Source organism: Candidatus Sulfotelmatobacter sp., from assembly GCA_035498555.1.
In the GTDB taxonomy this organism is placed as follows: Bacteria; Eisenbacteria; RBG-16-71-46; order RBG-16-71-46; family RBG-16-71-46; genus DATKAB01.
Genome location: DATKAB010000095.1, coordinates 14,911 through 33,642, shown reverse-complemented (window position 1 = coordinate 33,642; position 18,732 = coordinate 14,911). Strand labels below are relative to the sequence as shown.

General features: G+C 70.8%; 14 protein-coding genes. 13 read left to right on the top strand and 1 reads right to left on the bottom strand.

All coding sequences use genetic code 11. The annotated features are described in order from the left end of the window. Positions 1-109: 109 nt before the first annotated feature. The 12 genes from VMJ70_08955 to VMJ70_08900 all read left to right on the top strand — a co-directional run bounded on the left by VMJ70_08955 (position 110) and on the right by VMJ70_08900 (position 16,291). Positions 110-2,254, top strand: a complete 2,145-nt coding sequence (locus VMJ70_08955) for a penicillin-binding transpeptidase domain-containing protein (GenBank protein HTO91245.1) — start codon at positions 110-112, stop codon at positions 2,252-2,254. Beyond that, on the top strand, positions 2,251-3,807 hold the full coding sequence (locus VMJ70_08950) for a UDP-N-acetylmuramoyl-L-alanyl-D-glutamate--2,6-diaminopimelate ligase (GenBank protein ID HTO91244.1): 1,557 nt from the start codon (positions 2,251-2,253) through the stop codon (positions 3,805-3,807). Before VMJ70_08955 ends, VMJ70_08950 begins: the two co-directional genes overlap by 4 nt. Then, the gene (gene murF / locus VMJ70_08945) at positions 3,807-5,204 is read left to right on the top strand and encodes a UDP-N-acetylmuramoyl-tripeptide--D-alanyl-D-alanine ligase (protein HTO91243.1); all 1,398 of its coding nucleotides are present in this window, start codon (positions 3,807-3,809) and stop codon (positions 5,202-5,204) included. Before VMJ70_08950 ends, murF begins: the two co-directional genes overlap by 1 nt. A gap of 1 nt (position 5,205) precedes the next feature. Then, the gene (mraY, locus tag VMJ70_08940) at positions 5,206-6,297 is read left to right on the top strand and encodes a phospho-N-acetylmuramoyl-pentapeptide-transferase (protein ID HTO91242.1); all 1,092 of its coding nucleotides are present in this window, start codon (positions 5,206-5,208) and stop codon (positions 6,295-6,297) included. After that, positions 6,294-7,673: a UDP-N-acetylmuramoyl-L-alanine--D-glutamate ligase gene (murD, locus tag VMJ70_08935; GenBank protein ID HTO91241.1), complete on the top strand. Its 1,380-nt coding sequence runs from the start codon at positions 6,294-6,296 to the stop codon at positions 7,671-7,673. Before mraY ends, murD begins: the two co-directional genes overlap by 4 nt. After that, positions 7,670-8,806: a putative lipid II flippase FtsW gene (ftsW, locus tag VMJ70_08930; GenBank protein HTO91240.1), complete on the top strand. Its 1,137-nt coding sequence runs from the start codon at positions 7,670-7,672 to the stop codon at positions 8,804-8,806. The genes murD and ftsW overlap by 4 nt, the downstream gene beginning before the upstream one ends. After that, positions 8,803-9,945 (top strand): undecaprenyldiphospho-muramoylpentapeptide beta-N-acetylglucosaminyltransferase, encoded by a 1,143-nt coding sequence (murG, locus tag VMJ70_08925; protein HTO91239.1) that lies wholly within the window; start codon positions 8,803-8,805, stop codon positions 9,943-9,945. Before ftsW ends, murG begins: the two co-directional genes overlap by 4 nt. Next, entirely contained in the window at positions 9,945-11,342 is a 1,398-nt protein-coding gene (murC, locus tag VMJ70_08920; protein ID HTO91238.1) for a UDP-N-acetylmuramate--L-alanine ligase, read from the top strand. The genes murG and murC overlap by 1 nt, the downstream gene beginning before the upstream one ends. After that, complete coding sequence (locus VMJ70_08915; protein ID HTO91237.1) at positions 11,339-12,142, top strand: FtsQ-type POTRA domain-containing protein; 804 nt, start codon at positions 11,339-11,341, stop codon at positions 12,140-12,142. The genes murC and VMJ70_08915 overlap by 4 nt, the downstream gene beginning before the upstream one ends. A 30-nt stretch (positions 12,143-12,172) precedes the next feature. Then, positions 12,173-13,405 carry a cell division protein FtsA gene (gene ftsA, locus VMJ70_08910; GenBank protein HTO91236.1) on the top strand — a complete coding sequence of 411 codons (1,233 nt, stop codon included), beginning with the start codon at positions 12,173-12,175 and terminating at the stop codon, positions 13,403-13,405. 70 nt (positions 13,406-13,475) lie between these two features. Beyond that, positions 13,476-14,609 (top strand): cell division protein FtsZ, encoded by a 1,134-nt coding sequence (gene ftsZ / locus VMJ70_08905; GenBank protein ID HTO91235.1) that lies wholly within the window; start codon positions 13,476-13,478, stop codon positions 14,607-14,609. A gap of 47 nt (positions 14,610-14,656) precedes the next feature. After that, positions 14,657-16,291 carry a tetratricopeptide repeat protein gene (locus tag VMJ70_08900; protein ID HTO91234.1) on the top strand — a complete coding sequence of 545 codons (1,635 nt, stop codon included), beginning with the start codon at positions 14,657-14,659 and terminating at the stop codon, positions 16,289-16,291. Between the two features lie 14 nt (positions 16,292-16,305). Here the strand turns inward: VMJ70_08900 and rpmB are convergent, their stop codons facing one another. Continuing rightward, positions 16,306-16,524: a 50S ribosomal protein L28 gene (gene rpmB / locus VMJ70_08895; GenBank protein ID HTO91233.1), complete on the bottom strand. Its 219-nt coding sequence runs from the start codon at positions 16,522-16,524 to the stop codon at positions 16,306-16,308. A gap of 122 nt (positions 16,525-16,646) precedes the next feature. Between rpmB and recG the strand changes: the two genes are divergently transcribed. Further along, a complete protein-coding gene (gene recG, locus VMJ70_08890; protein ID HTO91232.1) occupies positions 16,647-18,731 on the top strand; it encodes an ATP-dependent DNA helicase RecG in 2,085 nt (694 codons plus the stop codon). The last annotated feature ends 1 nt before the right edge of the window (position 18,732 follow it).

The window sequence follows — 18,732 nt, the reverse complement described above, 5'->3', positions numbered from 1 at the left end:
ATGAATCGAGCCTGATACGATCGGGCGACCGGTGTGACCGGCCGCACCACCGCACCGCGCGAGTGCTGGCCCGGCGATCCGCGTGAATCGCCGTTCCAGGGAGGGAGAATTGGCCCACACGGACATGCGCAAGAGTCGGGTGCTGGTGGCTGCGGCCGGTCTTCTTCTCGGCCTGGTGGGATTGTGGCTGCGAGTGGCCTGGTTGCAGATCGTGCAGCACGCCGACTACGTGGCGCGGGCCGAGCGCAACCATGAACAACGGGTGCTGGTGCGGCCGCAGCGCGGCGATCTGCTCGACCGCCACGGGCGCGCGCTCGCCCACGATCTCGAGACCTACACGGTCGCGGCCGCGCCACGCGAGATGAAGGATCCGCGCGGCACCGCCCGTGCGCTCGCCATCGCGCTCGGTCTCCAGCAACGCAAACTCGAGTCGGAGTTCCTGTCGGGAAGACCGTATCTGGTGGTCGCGCGCCAGGTCGAGCCGGGTGTCGGCCAGAAGATCGCCGATGGCGGGTTCCCCGGAATCTATCTGTCGCTCGAAACGCGGCGCGAGTATCTGCTCGGCAGCGCCGCGCGTGAGATCCTCGGGCGAACCGACACCGACGACATTGGCGTCGACGGGCTCGAGTTGCAGCTCGATCAGACGCTGCGCGGCCGGGCCGGATGGACCACGCTGTTTCGTGACGGCCGAGGCCAGGCGCACGCGCTCCCGCGCGGCTCGCGCCGAGAAGCCGAGGACGGGCAGCAGGTGGTGTTGAGCCTCGACGCGGATCTTCAGTCGATCGTCGAGTCTCATCTGGCCCGCGCGGTGGACACGCTGCGCGCGGAACGCGGCTTCGCTCTGTTCCTCGATCCCAACACCGGCGAGATCCTGGCGGCGGTGAGCGTGCCGCATCTGCCGCCCGGTCGCGAGCGCAACTGGCCGGTGACCGATCAGTACGAGCCGGGCTCGACCTTCAAGCTCGTCGTGGCGGGGGCGGCCCTCGAAGAGGGTCTCGCTCAGCCCGATCAGGTGTTCGAGGCCTCGGCTTCGGGCACCGCGCTGCTGGCGCCCGGGGCGCTCTTCCACGACGTACACCGGGCGCCGAGCTTCAGCTTCCGCGACGCGGTGCGCTGGTCGAGCAACATCGTCATGGGTCGGCTCGGGTTGCTGGTCGGCCCGGATCGCCTCTATCGGTTCGCCACCGATCTCGGATTCGGCGAGATCACCGGCATCGAGTTCCCCGGCGAGGCGGCGGGCCGGCTGCGCTCGCCGGCTTCTTGGTCGGCCCGCTCGTGTCCCACCATCGCGATCGGTCACGAGGTGGCGGTGACGCCGCTCCAGCTCGCGCTGGCCTACGCGGCGGTCGCGAATGGAGGCGTGCTGATGGAGCCGATGCTGGTGCGCGAGCTGCGCGATCAGAACAACCGCGTCACTCGCCAGTACCAGCCGCACGCGGTGCGGCGCGTGTTCAGCGAGCACACCGTCTCGATCCTGCGCGAGATGCTGTGCGCCGTGGTGGACAGCGGCACCGCCAAGGCCGCGCGGATTCCGGGGCTGGAGATTGCCGGCAAGACCGGCACGGCTCAGAAGTACGACGCCACCGTCGGCACCTACGGCCGCGGGATGTATCTTTCCTCCTTCGTGGGCTTCGTGCCCGCGGACCGGCCGCGGATGGTGGGGGTCGTGGTGATCGACGAACCGCACGGCAGGCACTACTACGGCGGCGAGGTGGCGGCGCCGGTCTTTCGCGAGGCCATGCTCGACCTGATGCGCTTGCCCGACGGGCCGTTCGAGCCGAGCACCGCCGACATCGCGTATCGCCCGCCTGCGCCGGCGCCGGTGACGGTGCCGGACGTGCGGCTGCTCCCTCCTGCCGAGGTCGAGCGCCGCCTGTCGTCGTTCGGCCTGCACGCGCGCTTCGAAGGCGAGGGCCCGCGCGCGCTCGCGCAGGAGCCCGCGGCCGGTCAGGCCACCGAGCGTGGTTCGCGGATCGCGGTGTGGCTCGCGGCGCCCCAGGATTCCGCCACCCGACTCATGCCGGAACTCGCCGGCGTCGCGGTGCGCGAGGCGTTGCGACGGCTGGCGCTGCTCGGCATGCGCTCGCACATCGAGGGCGGCGGGCTGGTGGTCCGGCAAAGCCCGCCGGCCGGCGCCCCCCTGCCGGCCGACCGTACCGCCTGGCTGTGGTGCGAGCCGGGCGTGGCGCACGCCGAGGGCGATGGGCTCAACGCGCTGGCCAGCGGCGCCGCGCTCCGGGCTCCGGGGCCGTGAACTTGAACGATCTGCTCGAGGGGCTCGAGGTGGTCGGGCGGCGTGGCGATTCCTCGCTGGCGATTTCGGGCCTGGCCTACGACTCTCGCCGCGTCCGCAAGGGCGACGCGTTCTTCGCGCTCTCCGGCTTGAAGGCCGACGGCGCCCGATTCGTGAACGACGCGATCCGCGCCGGAGCGGTGGCGGTGGTCTCGGCTCCCGGCGTGGTGGTCGAGGGCGCGGCGCACGTCGAAGTGCGCGAGCCGCGCCTGGCGCTCGCGCAGGCGGCCGAGAACTTCTACGGCCATCCGTCGCGGGGGCTTCGAATCGTCGCGATCACCGGCACCAATGGCAAGACCACGACGACCTGGATGCTCGAATCCATGTTTCACGCCGCCGGCTGGAATGCCGGAGTCATCGGCACCACCGGTGCGCGCTTCGCCAACCAGTCACGCGAGATCTCGTTCACCACGCCCGAGGCGCCCGAGCTGCAGTCGCTGCTCTCCGAAATGCGCCAACGCGGGGTGAAGGCGGTGGCGATGGAGGTATCGAGCCACTCGCTCGCCTTGAGACGCACCTGGGGACTGGAGGCCGACACCTGCGTGTTCACCAACCTCACGCAGGATCACCTTGACTATCACGGCACCATGGAGAACTACCTCGACGCCAAGCTGATGCTGTTCGACGGTCGCAATGGGCCGAACGGCAAGCGCGTGACCGCGGTGGTCAACGGCGACGATCCCGCCGGCGCGAGGGTGATCGCGGCCGCGAAGGCCGCGGGCTCTCGCGTGCTCACCTTCGGCACGGACCTGTCCGATGCGCCGCCGGCCATGAAATTCGACTTGAGCATCGAGCGAATCCAGTCACAACCTGACGGGCTCCACTTGCAGTTCGACGTCGAGGTACCCAAAGACTTGCGCGAGAAGAAGCGATTCGACCTCGGGAACTCCGCCGCCGGCGGCGAGCGGACCTTCCGGCTCCCGCTGCTCGGGCAGCACAACGCGTTCAACGCCGCGGCCGCGTATCTGGCCGCCCTTTCGTTCGGACTGCCGCTCGATACGATCGAGCAGGGGCTGATGAGAATGCCGGCCGTGCCGGGTCGGCTGGAGAAAGTGGACGCCGGGCAGCAGTTCCTGGTGGTCGTGGACTACGCCCACACGCCCGACGCGCTCGAGCGCGCGCTCCACGCGGCGCGCGAACACTCGCGCGGCCGCCTGTTGCTGGTGTTCGGCTGCGGCGGCGATCGCGATCGGGGCAAGCGGCCGCTGATGGGAGCGGTGGCCTCGCGCGCCGCCGATCAGGTGTGGATCACCAACGACAATCCCCGCAGCGAGGATCCGGCGGCGATCGCCCGCGAGATCCTGAGCGGCGCGACCGGACCGGCGCGACCGATCACGGTCGAGCTGGATCGAAGGCAGGCGATCGCCCGCGCGCTCGACTCGGCGCGGGAGGGCGACCTGGTGCTGATCGCCGGCAAGGGGCACGAGACCACGCAGACCATCGGGAGCCAGGTGCTGCCGTTCGACGATCGCGAGGTCGCGCGTGAATTGTTGCGGCGGAGACGGCCGGCGTGATGGCCACCTCGACGCCCCTGTTCACGCTGCCCCAACTGGCGCAGGCGTCCGGGGGCGACCTGTGGGCCTCGAGCCCGCCCGCCGATCCCATCGCGCGCGAGGAGTGGCTGCGCTCGGGCGTGGAGGGAGCCTCGATCGACACGCGCACGATTCAGCCCGGCGATCTGTTCGTGCCGCTGCCGGGCGCGAACGCGGATGGCCATCAGTTCATCGCGCAGGCCTTCGCGCGCGGTGCGGGTGCGTCGCTCTGCGATCGCGCCCACGCCGCCGAATGGCGCGAGAAGTCTTCCGGTCCGCTGGTGATCGTGGACGACGTCACGCTGGCGCTCCAGCGGCTCGCCACGCGACACCGGGAACGCTGGAGTGGTCTCCTGATCGGCGTCACCGGCAGCTCGGGCAAGACCACCACCAAGGATCTGGTGGCGGCAGTGCTCGAGGCGGCCGCGCCGACCCTGAAGACCGAGGGGAATCTCAACAATCACTGGGGCGTGCCGCTCACCCTGCTCAGGCTCCGCGCCGAGCATCGCGCCGCGGTGATCGAAATGGGCATGAACCACGCCGGCGAGATCGCGGGGCTGGCTGCGATCGCGGCTCCCAACGCCGCGCTGATCACCACCGCCGGCAGCGCGCACCTCGAGCACCTCGGCACGCTCGAAGCGATCGCGCGCGAGAAAGCGTCGCTGGCCGCGAATCTCAAGGCCGATCAGGTCGCCTTCGCGGGAGCGGATTCGCCGCGCCTGCTCGTGGCGCTGAGGCCGTTCGCCTGTCGCAAGGTGACGTACGGGTTCGCGCGCGGCGCCGACCTCCGGCCGGTCAGGTTCGAAGCCCTGGGGGAGTCCGGCTCGCAGCTCGCCGTCGCGGGATTCCCCGAGTTCGTGCTGCCCCTGCCGGGGCGGCACCAGGTCGCCAACGCCCTGGGGGCGCTGGCGGTCGCGCGCGAGTTCGGCGTCGATCCGGCGCGCGCGGTGGCGGCCCTGGCCGCCGCCCGGCCCGGCAGGGCGCGCATGGAGATTCGCCACGCCCGGGGCGCGACGCTGCTGCTCGACTACTACAACGCGAATCCCGAGTCGACCGAGCGCGCGCTCGAGACGCTGTCGGACTGGCCGGGCGCCAGCCGCCGCATCGCCGCGCTCGGCGACATGCTCGAGCTGGGTGCCGAGGCCTCTCGGTTGCACGCCGAGACCGCGCGCGCCGCGGGCCCGAACGTCGAGCTGTGGACCACCGGCGAGCACGCCCAGGACTGGGCGCGCGGCACGAAGAACGCGCGCCGGTTCGAATCGCGCGAGGCGCTCCGCGAAGCGCTTCACGAGGCGCTGGCGCCCGGAGTGGTGGTGCTGATCAAAGCGTCGCGCGGGGCGCGCTTCGAAACCCTGCTCGAAGGACTGGGAGCGAGCTGACGTGTTCTACGAGTACGTCTATCCGCTGCACACCATCCACGGCCTGAGCGTCCTGAATGTCTTCCGTTACATCACCTTCCGCTCGGCCTACGCCGCGGTCACCGCGCTGCTGCTGTGCTTCGTGCTGGGCCCGCCGATGATCGAGTGGCTGCGGCGCGTCAAGCTCGGGCAGAAGATCCGCGCCGAAGGCCCGCAGGCCCATCTCGCCAAGGCCGGCACCCCGACCATGGGCGGAGTCCTGATCGTGTCGGCGATCGTGGTGCCGACGCTGCTGTGGGGCAACCTGCACTCCCGCCCGGTGTGGCTCGCGATGCTCGCCACCGTCTGGCTCGGCGGCATCGGATTCCTCGACGACTGGCTGCGCGTGGTCAAGGGCATGAAGCACGGGCTGCTCGGCCGCTGGAAGCTGGTCGGACAGGTGTCGCTCGGGCTCGCGATCGGGATCGTGCTGCTGGTGTGGCCGGAGCCGGGCCTGTCGCCGACCGTCACTCAGGTGCCGTTCCTGAAGCTGAGGTTCGTGGATTTCGGCTGGCTGTTCGTCCCGTTCGTCATCCTGGTGATCACCGGCTCCTCGAACGCCGTGAACCTCACCGACGGCCTGGACGGACTGGCCTCGGGGCTGGTGGCGATCGCCGCGCTGACGTTCGCCGGCATGTGCTATCTCTCCGGCCACGCCAAGTTCAGCGAGTACCTGAACATCGCGCATCTGAGCTACGGCGGCGAGCTGACCGTGTTCTGCGCCGCGGTGCTCGGTGCGGCGCTGGGCTTCCTCTGGTACAACTGTCATCCGGCCGACGTGTTCATGGGAGACACCGGGTCGCTCTCGCTGGGCGGCGCCCTCGGAACCGTGGCCGTGCTCATCAAGCGTGAATTCTGGCTGCTGCTGGTGGGCGGGGTGTTCGTGGCCGAAGCGCTGTCGGTGATGATCCAGGTGGTCTCGTTCAAGCTCACCGGCAAGCGGGTGTTTCGAATGTCGCCCCTCCATCATCATTTCGAGCTGTCGGGCTGGGCCGAGTCGAGGGTGGTGCTGCGCTTCTACATCGTCGGCGCGCTGCTCGCCCTGCTCTCGCTCTCGACCTTCAAACTCCAGTGACCATCGACCCGCTCCATCCGCTTCCCGGGCGCCACCCGCTGGTGGTAGGCGCCGCGCGCTCCGGACTCGCCGCCGCCCGCCTCCTCGCCCGGCACGGGCTCGACGTGCGGCTGTGCGACCGCCAGTCGCCGGCAGGACTCACGCGCGAATCGCTCAGCGGCGTCGATCTTCAGCTGGGACGCGACGACCCGAGTCTGCTCGAAGGCCGCGACGTCGTGATTTGGAGCCCGGGCATTCCGTTGACCCATCCGATCGCCGAAGGGGCGCGCGCTCGGGGCGTGCCGGTGCTCTCCGAGCTCGAACTCGGTTTCCTGGCCGCGCGCGCGCCGCTGGTGTGCGTCACCGGCACCAACGGCAAGAGCACCACCACCGACCTGATCGGCGCCCTGCTCGCCGGGGGCGGGCGCGAGGTGGCGGTGTGCGGCAACATCGGGCGCGCGATCTGCGAAGTGGCCGAGTCGGTGAGCGCCAGCGGTCTGCTGGTGGTGGAAGTGTCCTCCTTCCAGCTGGAATCGGTGGATCGGCTCAAGCCCTTCGTCGCGGTCTGGCTGAACCTGACACCCGACCACGCCGACCGGCACGGCGATTTCGCGAGCTACGGCGCGACCAAGCAGCGGCTGTTCGCGCGCCAGGAAGAAGGCGACTACGGGGTGTGGAACTCCGACGATCCCGAGGTGATGCGGCGCCGCACCGGAGCGGGCACGCCGCTGTTCTTCTCCCGCACCGCGCCGGTCGAGCAGGGCGCGTTCGCGGCGCTCGGCGAGATTCAGCTGGCCTGGCGCGGGGGAATGGAGCCGCTGATGCCGGCCGCGGAGCTGCGGCTTCCCGGCCCGCACAACCTCTCCAACGCCCTGGCCGCGCTGGCGGCGACGCTGCCGCTCGAGATCGCTCCCGAAGCCTTGCGCTCGGTGCTTCGTCGCTACGCCGGGCTCGCGCACCGACTCGAGAGCGTGGGCACGATCGAGGGCGTGTCGTTCGTCAACGACTCGAAGGCCACCAACGTCGGCTCGATGGAAGTGGCGCTCGAGAGCTTCGCGCACCCCGTGGTTCTGATCGCCGGCGGTCGCGACAAGGGCCAGGATTTCGCGCCGGCACGCGCTCGGGTCGGCCGCCGCACGCGGCACGTGGTGCTGATCGGCGAAGGCGCGGCCAGGATCGCAGGCGCCTGGAACGGTCTGCCGATGTCGCGCGCCGCGAGCCTCGAGGAAGCGGTGGACCAGGCCTTCGCCGCCGCTCGGCGCGCGCCGGAGGGTGAGGGCGTGGTGCTGCTCTCGCCCGGCTGTGCTTCGTTCGACATGTTCAAGGACTACGAGGATCGCGGCCAGCGCTTCCGGGACGAAGTCGCGCGATTGCGGCTCAGAGAGGCCCACGCGTGAGCCGCGGCGATCGCTGGCTGATCATCCTGCCGCTGCTGCTCACCGCGGTCGGACTCGTCATGGTCTACTCCTCGAGCGCGATCCTCGGCCTCACCCGATTCCAGGACCCGAGCCACTACTTCACCCGCCAGCTGCTTCGCACCGTGCTGGGGCTGGCGGTGCTCGGGATCGCGGCGAAGGCGGATCTCCGCCGCCTCGAGCAGGCCGCGCCGGCGCTGCTGGCGGTCGCGGTCTCTCTGCTCGCGGTGGTGGTGGCGGCCGGGCACATGTCGAACGGCGCCACGCGCTGGCTTCGGCTCGGCTTCCTGACGCTCCAGCCCACCGATCTCGGGCGGCTGGCGGCGGTGATCTTCCTGGCCTGGTGGCTCAAGCGGCGGCCGCCGTCCGAGCTCGGACTCATGCGCGGCGTGCTGCCGCCGCTCGCGATCGTCGCGGGTCTGAGCGGCCTGATCCTGTTGCAGCCGAATCTGAGCAGCGCCGGGCTGCTCGGCCTCACCGGCTTCCTGATGCTGTTCCTGGCGGGCGCGCCGCTGCGCTCGCTCGCGGTTCCGGTCGGCGTGGGCGCGCTGGGCGTGATGGTGGCGCTCAAGACGCACCCGTACATGATGGGACGCGTGACGACCTTCGCGAAATTCGTGTTCGGCGGTGAGCTCGACACGCATGGCGCGGGCTGGCAGCTCGATCAGTCGCTGATCGCGATCGGTTCGGGCGGGATCTTCGGCCGCGGTCTCGGCGCCGGGCTCCAGAAGTATCTGTTCCTCCCCGAGGCGCACACCGACTTCATCTTCTCGATCCTCGCCGAGGAACTGGGCTTCGTCGGCGCCACCATCCTGCTGGGGCTGCTGGGGCTGCTGGTGTGGCGCGGGCTGCGGGTCGCGGCGCGCACCCACGATCCGTTCGCGGCGCTGCTGGCCGGCGGGCTCACGCTGCAACTCGGGCTCTACGCGATCGTCAATCTGGCGGTGGCGACCGGCATCTTCCCGACCACCGGGCTGCCGCTGCCGTTCGTGTCGTACGGCGGCTCCGCGCTGCTCGCCAACATGGCCGCGGCTGGTTTGCTGCATCGAATCAGCGTGCTCAACCAGACCGAAGCCGCGCTCGCGGCGCAGCGCTGGTCGCGAGGCGCTTCATGAAGGCCATGATCTCGGGCGGCGGCACCGGCGGCCACGTCTATCCGGGCATCGCGGTGGCCGAGGAGTTGAAGCGCCTGCGTCCGACCGACGAAATCGTGTTCGTGGGCAGCCGCCGCGGGCTGGAAGCCTCGGTGGTGCCGCAGGCCGGCTTCCGGATCCGCTACATCCTGACCCGTGGCTTCCCGCGCGGTGCGTGGTGGCGCTGGCCGTTCGCGCTGCTCGCCAACCTGGTCGCGGTTCCACAGGCGCTCGTGGTGATGTTGGCGGAGCGACCGAACGTGGTGCTCGGCACCGGCGGCTACGTGAGCGGGCCGGTGTCGCTGGCCGCCTGGTTGCTGCGAAAGCCGCTGCTCCTGCAGGAGCAGAACAGCGTGCCGGGTCTCGCCAATCGCTGGCTGGCGCGGCTCGCCGACGAAGTGCATCTCTCGTTCGTCGAGGCGCGCTCCTATTTCGCACGCAAGGACAACCTCAAGGTCTCGGGAAATCCGGTGCGCGGCCACATCCTGAGCGGCGATCGCGCCACCGCCATCGCCGAATTCGGGCTCACCGCGGGCAAGCCCACCGTGTTCGTGTTCGGGGGCAGCCGTGGCGCTCATCGCATCAACGAGGCCGCGCTCGACGCCATGCGGCGCCTGAAGGGCCGCGTCGACGTCCAGTTCATCCTGCAGACCGGGCGCGACGATTTCGATTGGGCGACCGGCGTGGTGCGCGATGAGCAGTTGCCGGCGAAGGTGCTGCCGTTCCTGCAACGCATCCACATGGCTTATGCGGCCGCCGATCTGGTGGTCTGCCGCTCGGGTGCCATGACGCTCGCCGAGATCGCGGTCTGCGGCACGCCGGCGATTCTCGTCCCTTACCCGCACGCCGCGCACAATCATCAGGTCATCAACGCGGCCAACCTGGTGGATCGCGGCGCCGCCGCCATGATCCTCGACCGCGAGCTGACCGGAGAGCGCCTGGCGAAAGAGATCGCGCACCTGCTCGCCGATCGCCAGGCGCTGTCGCGCCTGTCGGCCAACGCGCGCACCTTCGCGCGGCCCGACGCCGCCGAGCGGATCGCGCGCAGCCTGCAGCGCTGGGGCGAGGGGCGGCGCAAGGCGCAGCAACCGGCCCCGCTCGGCGAAGGCGGAGGGCGCTGATGTACGGGCGCACTCACCGCATTCATTTCATCGGCATCGGCGGCGCCGGCATGTCGGGCATCGCCGAGGTGCTGCTCACCATGGGCTATCAGGTGACCGGCAGCGACCTCAAGGTCAGCGACGTCACCGATCGTTTGTTGCGCCTCGGCGGGCGGGTGTTTCCCGGACACCATCCCTCCAACGTTTCCGGGGCTCAGGTGGTGGTCTATTCGAGCGCGGTCAAGCCCGACAATCCCGAGCTCATGGCGGCGCGCGAGGCCGGCATTCCGGTGATCGGTCGCGCCGAGATGCTGGCCGAGCTGATGCGCATGAAGTACGGCGTGGCGGTGGGAGGCTCTCACGGCAAGACCACCACCACCTCGATGATCGCCGCGGTGCTGGCACGAGGCGGCCTCGACCCGACCATCGTGGTCGGAGGTCGGCTGCACGCGCTCGGCACCAACGCGCGTCTGGGTCACGGCTCGTTTCTGGTGGCCGAGGCCGACGAGAGTGATGGATCGTTCCTGCGGCTGAACCCGGCGGTCTGTGTCGTCACCAACATCGACCGGGAGCACCTCGATCACTATCCCGATCTCGACGCAGTGCGCCAGGCGTTCGTGTACTTTGCCAACCGCGTTCCGTTCTACGGCGTGAGCGTGCTGTGCGGGGACGACGAGCAGGTCCGCGAGATCCTGCCGCGCGTCACCAAGCGCGTGGTGCTGTACGGGACGGGCGCCGAGGCCGAGGTGCGCGCGGTGCGCGTCGAGCTGATCCCGCACGGCTCGCGCTTCGTGGCGCAGGCGGGAGGCCGCGAACTCGGCCCGATCGAGCTCCAGCTTCCCGGGAAGCACAATGTTCTGAACGCGCTGGCCGCCGTGGCGGTGGGGCTCGAGATCGAGGTTGCCTTCGAGCAGATTCAGGAAGCGCTGGCCGGATTTCGTGGAGTGTCACGGCGTTTCGAAACGCGCGGCGAGGCCGGCGGCATTCGGGTGGTGGACGACTACGGCCACCATCCCACCGAGATCGCGGCCACCCTGGCCGCGGCCCGCGGGCTGGGCGGTCGGGTGCTGGTCCTCTTCCAGCCGCATCGTTACTCGCGGACCGCCGCGCTGCGCGAGGAATTCGGCACGTGTTTCCGCGACGCCGACCGGGTCTGGGTGCTGGACGTCTATCCGGCCGGCGAGGCGCCGATCCCCGGGGCCACCGGCCGATCCCTGGTCGAGAGCGCGCACGAGCATGGATACCACGAGGTGGAGTATGCTTCCGATCCCTCCACCGCGGCGGCGGCCATTGCCGCCGAGGCCCGCGGCGGGGATACCGTGATCACCCTCGGCGCCGGCGACGTCTGGAAGACCGGCGACGAGATCCTGAGCCGTCTGAGGCGTGAGGTGAGCGCACCGGAGGGTGCGCGAGGATGAGCCTGTACCAGGGAAGGGCGCTGCGCACGGATGCGCCGCGACGCCGGCGGGGGCGCCTGCGTCGCTTGGGGCTGGGGCTCGCGGCAATCGCGGTCGTGACCGCGATCGCGCACCTGCCGCCGTCGCTGCAGCAGCGGCTGTTCGACGCGCGCGATATCCGCGTCGAAGGCCTGCGCTATCTGTCGGCCGCCGAGGTGGTGAGCGGCTCGGGCCTGGCTCGCGGCCAGGACCTGTGGTCGGTGGATCCGGCGCTGGTCCGCCAGCGGCTCCTGCTCCAGCCGCGTATCTCGGCCGCGCGCGTCACGCGCCGGTTCCCGCACGGCGTGACGCTGAGCATCGAGGAGCGGACTCCGGTGCTGCTGGTGCAGCACGGCGAACCCTGGGAGCTGGACACCGCGGGCGTGCTGCTGCCGCCGCTCGCCGACGGCGTGGTCGCCGACGTGCCGATGCTGGTGGGGCCCTCGCTCCAGCGGCTGTCGCCGGGCACCCAGATCCATTCGCCGGCGATCGAGCGAGGGCTGGCCTGGGTGCGGGCGCTCGGCGCGCGCGAGCTGCAGCTCGGCGGCCAGGTATCCGAGCTCGATGTCTCCGATCCCCGATCCACCGCGCTCACGCTGCTATCGGGGACGCGCGTGCTGTCCCCCGCGTGGCCGCCCGACACGCGCTCGCTGTCGGCTCTGCGCGTGGTGCTGGCCGATCTCCAGCAGCGTCGCGTGCTCGCGCAGGAAGTGGATCTTCGTTTCGACAATCAGGTGATCGTGCGCCCGGCCGCCCATGGGCCGCCGGCGCGAACCAGCTGACAGTCTTCGTCACAGGGAGGTGATGGCGGCATGGCACAGGCGACGCGGACGTTCGTGGGGCTCGACATCGGCACCACGAAGATCTCCTGCATCATCGCGGATCAGAACGGCAGTCCGGAGCTGCGCGTAGTGGGGGTCGGCAACGCCCCGAGTGAAGGCCTGCGGCGCGGCGTGGTGGTGGATCTCGAGAAAACCGTCGCCAGCATTCAGCGCGCGGTCGACGAGGCCGAGCGCATGGCGGGCGTTCAGGTCAAGGCGGTGACGGCCGGCATCGCCGGCGACCACATCCGCAGCATCAACAGCCGCGGCGTGATCGCGGTGTCCCGCAAGGACAACGAGATCGGGCCACCCGACGTGGATCGAGTCGTGGAGGCGGCCAAGGCGATCGCCATCCCGATGGATCGCGAGATCATTCACGTGATCCCGCAAGAGTTCATCGTCGACGATCAGGACGGGATCAAGGATCCGGTCGGCATGAGCGGGGTGAGGCTCGAGGCCGAGGTCCACATCATCACCGGCGCGGTGACCTCGGCCAAGAACATCTGTCGCTCGATCCAGCGCGCCGGCTTGAAGGTCGGCGACCTGGTGCTGGAGCCGCTGGCCTCCAGCCACGCGGTGCTCGGGCCCGACGAGCGCGACCTCGGGGTGGTGCTGCTCGACATTGGCGGCGGTACCACCGACGTCGCGGTGTTCTTCGAGGGCTCGATCCGGCACACCGCCATCATTCCGTTCGGCGGCGCCAATGTGACCAACGACATCGCCATCGGGCTGCGCACGCCCATCGACAAGGCCGAGCAGATCAAGATCCAGCACGGCTCGGCCCTCGCGGCGCTGGTGGCCGCCGACGAGATGGTGATGGTGCCGGGCGTGGGCGGGCGCTCCGATCGGGAGATCTCTCGCCACGTGCTGGCGTCGATGGTCGAACCCCGCATGGAGGAGATCTTCGCGCTCGCCAACAAGGAGGTGAAGAAGAACCACTTCGCCGAGCTGCTCGGCGGGGGAGTGGTGCTCACCGGCGGCACCTCGCTGATGCCGGGCGTGGTGGAGCTGGCGGAGCAGGTGTTCGAGATGCCGGTGCGCCTCGGCGCGCCGCGCGGTCTCGGCGGTTTGTCCGCCAACGTGGAGGATCCCCGTTACTCCACCGGCGTGGGCCTGGTGCTCCACGCCGCACGCGGTGAGAGCGCCGAGGGCCGCGAGCGTCGCGGTCCGGCCGAACGGAAAGGGAGATTCGATTTGCGCCGCTGGTTCGCCGATCTGTTCTGATCCACCCCAACGCGCCTCAGCGGACTTCGGATCGTCCGAAGGACCGGGGGCGGGCACAGGGAGTCGTGCCATGTTCGAACTGGAATTCGACAGCACCACCACCGCGAAGCTCAAGGTCATCGGCTGCGGAGGCGCGGGCGGCAACGCCGTGAACCGCATGATCGGCGCCGGCCTGCGCGGCGTGGAGTTCATCGTCGGCAACACCGATGTTCAGGCCCTCAATCAGTCGCTGGCGCCGCACCGCATCCAGATCGGCGCCACCGCCACGAGAGGGCTCGGCGCCGGGGGCGACCCTTCGGTAGGGAGACGCGCGGCGGAGGAGGACGAGCAGGCGATCGCCGATGCGCTCACCGACAGCGACATGGTGTTCATCACCGCCGGCATGGGCGGCGGCACCGGAACCGGATCGGCGCCGGTGGTGGCGCGGATCGCCAAGCAGACCGGCGCGCTCACCGTGGCGGTGGTCACCAAGCCCTTCATCTTCGAGGGACGGCGCCGCATGCGTCAGGCCGAGGAGGGCCTGGCCGAGCTGCGCGCCGAGGTGGACACGCTGATCGTGATTCCCAACGAGCGGCTGCTGGCGGTGGTGGACAAGAGCTGCTCGCTCACCGATTCGTTCGCGGTCGCCGACGAGATCCTGCTCAAGGCCACCAAGGGCATCTCGGACCTGGTGACGGTGCCGGGCCTCGTCAATCTCGACTTCGCCGACGTCAAGGCGGTGATGTCGAACCGCGGCAACGCGCTGATGGGCACCGGGCGCGCGACCGGTCAGAACCGCGCGGTGGAAGCCGCACAGGCGGCGGTGTCGAGCCCGCTGCTCGAAGACGTCTCGATCTCGGGCGCCGAGGGCGTGCTGGTGAACATCACCGGCGGCCGCGATCTGACGCTTCATGAAGTGAACGAGGCCGCGGGTGTGGTGGTGGGGGCGGCCGGCGAGGATGCCAACGTCATCTTCGGCGCCGTCATCGACCCCAACATGGACGGCGAGATGCAGCTCACCGTGGTGGCCACCGGGTTCGGCCAGGTCGAGCCGCGGCTGCGACTGGTGGACAAGGGACGCGCGGCGGCAGCGCCCGGCGAGGAGAGCGACCTGCGTCACCCGCAGTGGCAGCGCGAGGAGCCGCGTCCGAGCCGCTGGGGCAAGACGCCGTCGCGGAGCGATTCGCTCGAGGTGCCGGCGTTCCTGCGGCGCCAGATGGACTGAATCGCCAGGGGCGGGAGAACCTTCCCGCCCCATTCGAGGATCCGGACGTGAACCTGTTCTCGTCGCTGCGCGATTGGGGCCATCACCACCGCTACGCCGACGGCATGGAGCAGTTCAATCGTGGCGAGTTCGAAGCGGCCGCCGGGAGCTTCGAGGCCACGCTGGCGGAGCTGCGCGATTCGCGCCACCCGGACGCGTTGCTGGCCCGCTGCTACGCGGCCGAGGCCCGCGCGCATCTGGGGCTGGCGTTCTTCCACGCCGGTGAGGACGCCAGGGCGGAATCGGAGTTCGACCACGCGCTCGAGCACCAGCCGGCGTTTCCGGAGCTGCGCTATTACCGAGCGCGGATTCGCGAGCGCGCCGGACGCTGGGCCGAGGCGGTCGCCGACCTGAAGCACGCGCTCGCCGACCGCCCGCGTTATCCGGAGGCGCTGATGCTGCTCGCGGTGTGCTTCGACCGGCAGAACGATCCGGTCGGCGTCGGGCTGTCGCTCGATGCCGCGCTCGCCGAGGGCTTTCCGCTTCCGGCGCGACTGCGCGGGCTCGAGTCGTCCGACTGGGACGCCGGCCACTGGCGGACCCTGCCGCGCCCGGGCGAGCCGAGGAGCCGCTCGGCCGACGCCGAAGCGATCGAGCGCTACCACGCCGGCGACCTCGAGGCGGCGCTCGAGGCGATGCGGCGTGCGGTCGAGGAGCGACCCGGATGGCCGGATCTGCGCGCGCGGCTCGCCAGCCTGCTGATGGAAGCCGGTGAAGCGGAGTCGGCGCTCGCCGAGCTCGATCGGGCCCTGACCGTGAACCCGCGCTACCTCGAGGCGCGCCGGCTGGCGGTACGCGCGGCGCTCGAGGCGGGATCTCCGGCGCGAGCGCTGCCGCACGCCGAGCGAGCGGTGGCCGACTATCCCGACTATCCCGACCTTCATTTCTGGCTGGGGCTCGCCCGTGCGCGGGCCGGCGACGCGGCCGGCGCGGTGGGGTCGCTGGAGCGCGCCGTCGAGCTCAATCGTCAGTTCGCGCGCGCCCAGCGGCTGCTGGCGCTGGTGCTGCACTCCACCGGTCGCCGCGAGGAGGCGTTACGCGCCCTGCGGCGCGGCTTCGCACGCGACCGCGAGCTTCCGGGCGAAGCGCTGCGCTCGGCCGCCCAGCTGCTGTCGCTGGGCGCCGGCGGGGGCCCCGAGGCCGAGCTCCAGCGCGCGATCGCGGTGCAGCCCGACTATCCCGATCTGCACGTGGCCCTGGCGCGCGCGCATCGCGCGCGGGGAGCCCTGGAGGATGCGAGGGATGCCTACCGTCGCGCCCTCGAGATCGCGCCGCAGTTCGACGTCGCTACCCTCGAGCTGGCGCTGGTCGAGCTGGCGCTGGGCTCGGTGGCGTCCGCCGAAACCCGGCTGGCCGCGCTCATCACGCGCCGCCCGGCCTGGCCCGACGCGCACGGGCTGCTGGGAAGAGTCCGGCTGCTGCGCGGCGACGCCAGCGGTGCCGAGGCTCCACTGCGCGAGGCGATCCGGCTGGCGCCGAAGGATCCGGCGGCGCACGCCGATCTCGGCTGGACCCTGCGCGCGCTGGGACGGAACGCGGAAGCCGACGAGGCGTTCGCGCTCGCGCTGGCACTGGCGCCCGGACGGGCGGCGCCCCGCGATCAGCTGGAGTGGCGGGAGGACTTTCGGAGGAAGAGCGCCTAGGCCTTCGAGCGGACCTAGAGGAGGCCGATCGTCTTGCGCCCGCGGGCGGCCTTGGTCACGCGCCCGCTGCGCAGGCAACGCGTGCAGGCGGAGATGGTGCGCACCCGCCCCTCGACCATCGCGCGAACCCGCTGCAGATTGGGGTTCCAGACGCGTGAGCTGACGTTGTGAGCATGGCTCACCGCATGCCCGGTCATCTTGCCCTTGCCGCAAATGTCACATCGCTGAGCCAACCCGAACCTCCTGGTCACGGAATCGCGCCCCCCCGAGAACTCCGGGGGAGCAAGCGGCCGAGGACATTAGCAGTCGGTTCGCGGGCTGTAAAGGCGCGCCCGATCCCCTATCCTCGGCCGCGGTGAGCGCGCTTCCCCTTCAACCCGAAACCCGAGTGCAGTTCCTGCCCGGCGTCGGGCCGCAGCGGGCCATCCTGTTCGAACGACTCGGCATCATCACGCTCGAGCATCTCATGCGGCACTACCCGCGCACCCACCTTGACGCGCGGCACTTCGTGCCGATCGCCGAGGTGAAGCCGGGCGAGCTCCTGACCGTGGACGCGGTGGTGAGGAACGCCGGAGCGGTGCGGACCCGGGCGGGTCGCACCGATTTCACCGCCACGCTGGCCGACGCCACCGGGCGGCTCCCCGTCTACTTCTTCGGGCAGCCGTTTCTCGCCCGCACGCTGAAACCCGGCACGCGCGTGGTGGTGAGCGGCGAGCTCGACCCGGTCGAGAAGCGAATGCTCAATCCGCTGTTCGAGGTGGCGGAAGGGGACGTCGCGGATCTGCTGCACGCCGGCCGACTGGTGCCGGTCCACCCGCTGACCCGGGGGCTGAGCGGGCGCGCCATGCGGCGGGCGGTGCGCGCCGCGCTCGATCGGGCGGGTGCGAAGGTCAGGGATCCGCTGCCGGAGGAGGTGCGCGGCGCGGAGCACCTCGGGCCGCTGGCCGAGGCGCTCGAGCACATCCACTTTCCCGCCGACGCCGAGCAGCTCGAAGCGGCGCGCCGGCGCCTGGTGTTCGAGGAACTGTTCCTGCTCCAGGCCACGATCGCGATCCGGCGACAGGTGCTGCACGTGGAATCCGTGGGACTCGCGCACCTGGCGAGCGGAGCCCTCGCGAAGCGCGCGCGCGAGGCGCTCCCCTTCCGGCTCACCGCCGATCAGGACCGCGCCTTGAGCGAGATCGTCGCCGATCTGCGCTCGCCGCATCCGATGCAGCGCCTGCTGCTCGGCGACGTGGGCAGCGGCAAGACCGTGGTGGCGACGCTGGCCGCCCTTCACGTGGTCGAGTGCGGGAGGCAGGCGGCGTTCATGGCGCCCACCGAGATCCTCGCGCGCCAGCACGCCGCCACCCTGACCGCGGTGGCCGCCCCGGCCGGCGTCGAAGTGGCGACGCTGACCGGCGCGACTCCGGCGGCGGAGCGGCGGGCGCTCTCAGCCCGCCTTGCGTCTGGCGAGCCCATGATCGTGGTCGGCACTCACGCGCTGATCGCGGACAGGCTCGAGCTGCCGAATCTGGCGCTCGCGATCGTGGACGAACAACATCGATTCGGAGTGCGGCAGCGTGCCCAGCTGGCGCAGAAGGGGGCGTTGCCCGACGTGCTGGTGCTGACCGCGACGCCGATTCCCCGCACGCTGATGCTGGCGTTCTATGGCGATCTCGATGTGAGCCGGTTGAACGCGCGCCCCGCCGGTCGCGGCCGGCTGGTGACACGAATCGCGGGAGAGGAGAAGCTGCCCCAGGTGCTGGAATTCGTGGCGCGCGAACTGTCCGCCGGCCGCCAGGCCTACTGGGTGGCCCCGGTGATCGAGGCGGGGGGCCGGAGCGAGGCGCGGGCCGCCGAGGCCGAGTTCGAGCGACTGCGGGCGCATCCCCTGCTTCGCCGCTTCACGCTCGGCCTGCTGCACGGGCGCTTGAAGCCGGCGGAAAAGGTCGACGTGATGCAGCGCTTCGTCGGCGGCGAGGTGCAGCTGCTGGTCGCCACCACGGTGGTCGAAGTCGGCGTGGATGTGCCCAACGCCACGGTGATGGTGATCCAGAACGCCGATCGGTTCGGGCTCACCCAGCTCCACCAGCTGCGCGGCCGCGTGGGGCGCGGAGCGCAGCGTTCGGTGTGCGTGCTGATGCAGGGCAGCGCGACCCGCGCGCGCGGGCGCGAGCGGCTCCAGCTCATGGCCTCGACCCAGGACGGGCTCGCCCTCGCCGAGGCCGATCTCCGCATGCGCGGCCCGGGCGAGCTGTGGGGAACGCTTCAGGCGGGAATGCCGCGCCTCCGGCTGGCCGACCTGGCTCGCGATCAGGCGGTGCTGGCGGAGGCGCAGCGATCGGCGCAAGCCCTGGTGGAACGCGATCCCCACCTCGGCTCGCCTGCCCATGCCGAGCTTCGGGAGGTCCTGCTCCAGCGTTACGCCGAGCCGCTGCAGACCGCCCTGGCGGGTTAGC

Bases quoted from the DNA above. Each gene is read 5' to 3' on its own strand.
- murF (HTO91243.1), top strand. From the start codon at position 3,807: ATGGCCACCTCGACGCCCCTGTTCACGCTGCCCCAACTGGCGCAGGCG.
- murG (HTO91239.1), top strand. From the start codon at position 8,803: ATGAAGGCCATGATCTCGGGCGGCGGCACCGGCGGCCACGTCTATCCG.
- murC (HTO91238.1), top strand. From the start codon at position 9,945: ATGTACGGGCGCACTCACCGCATTCATTTCATCGGCATCGGCGGCGCC.
- VMJ70_08915 (HTO91237.1), top strand. From the start codon at position 11,339: ATGAGCCTGTACCAGGGAAGGGCGCTGCGCACGGATGCGCCGCGACGC.
- ftsA (HTO91236.1), top strand. From the start codon at position 12,173: ATGGCACAGGCGACGCGGACGTTCGTGGGGCTCGACATCGGCACCACG.
- ftsZ (HTO91235.1), top strand. From the start codon at position 13,476: ATGTTCGAACTGGAATTCGACAGCACCACCACCGCGAAGCTCAAGGTC.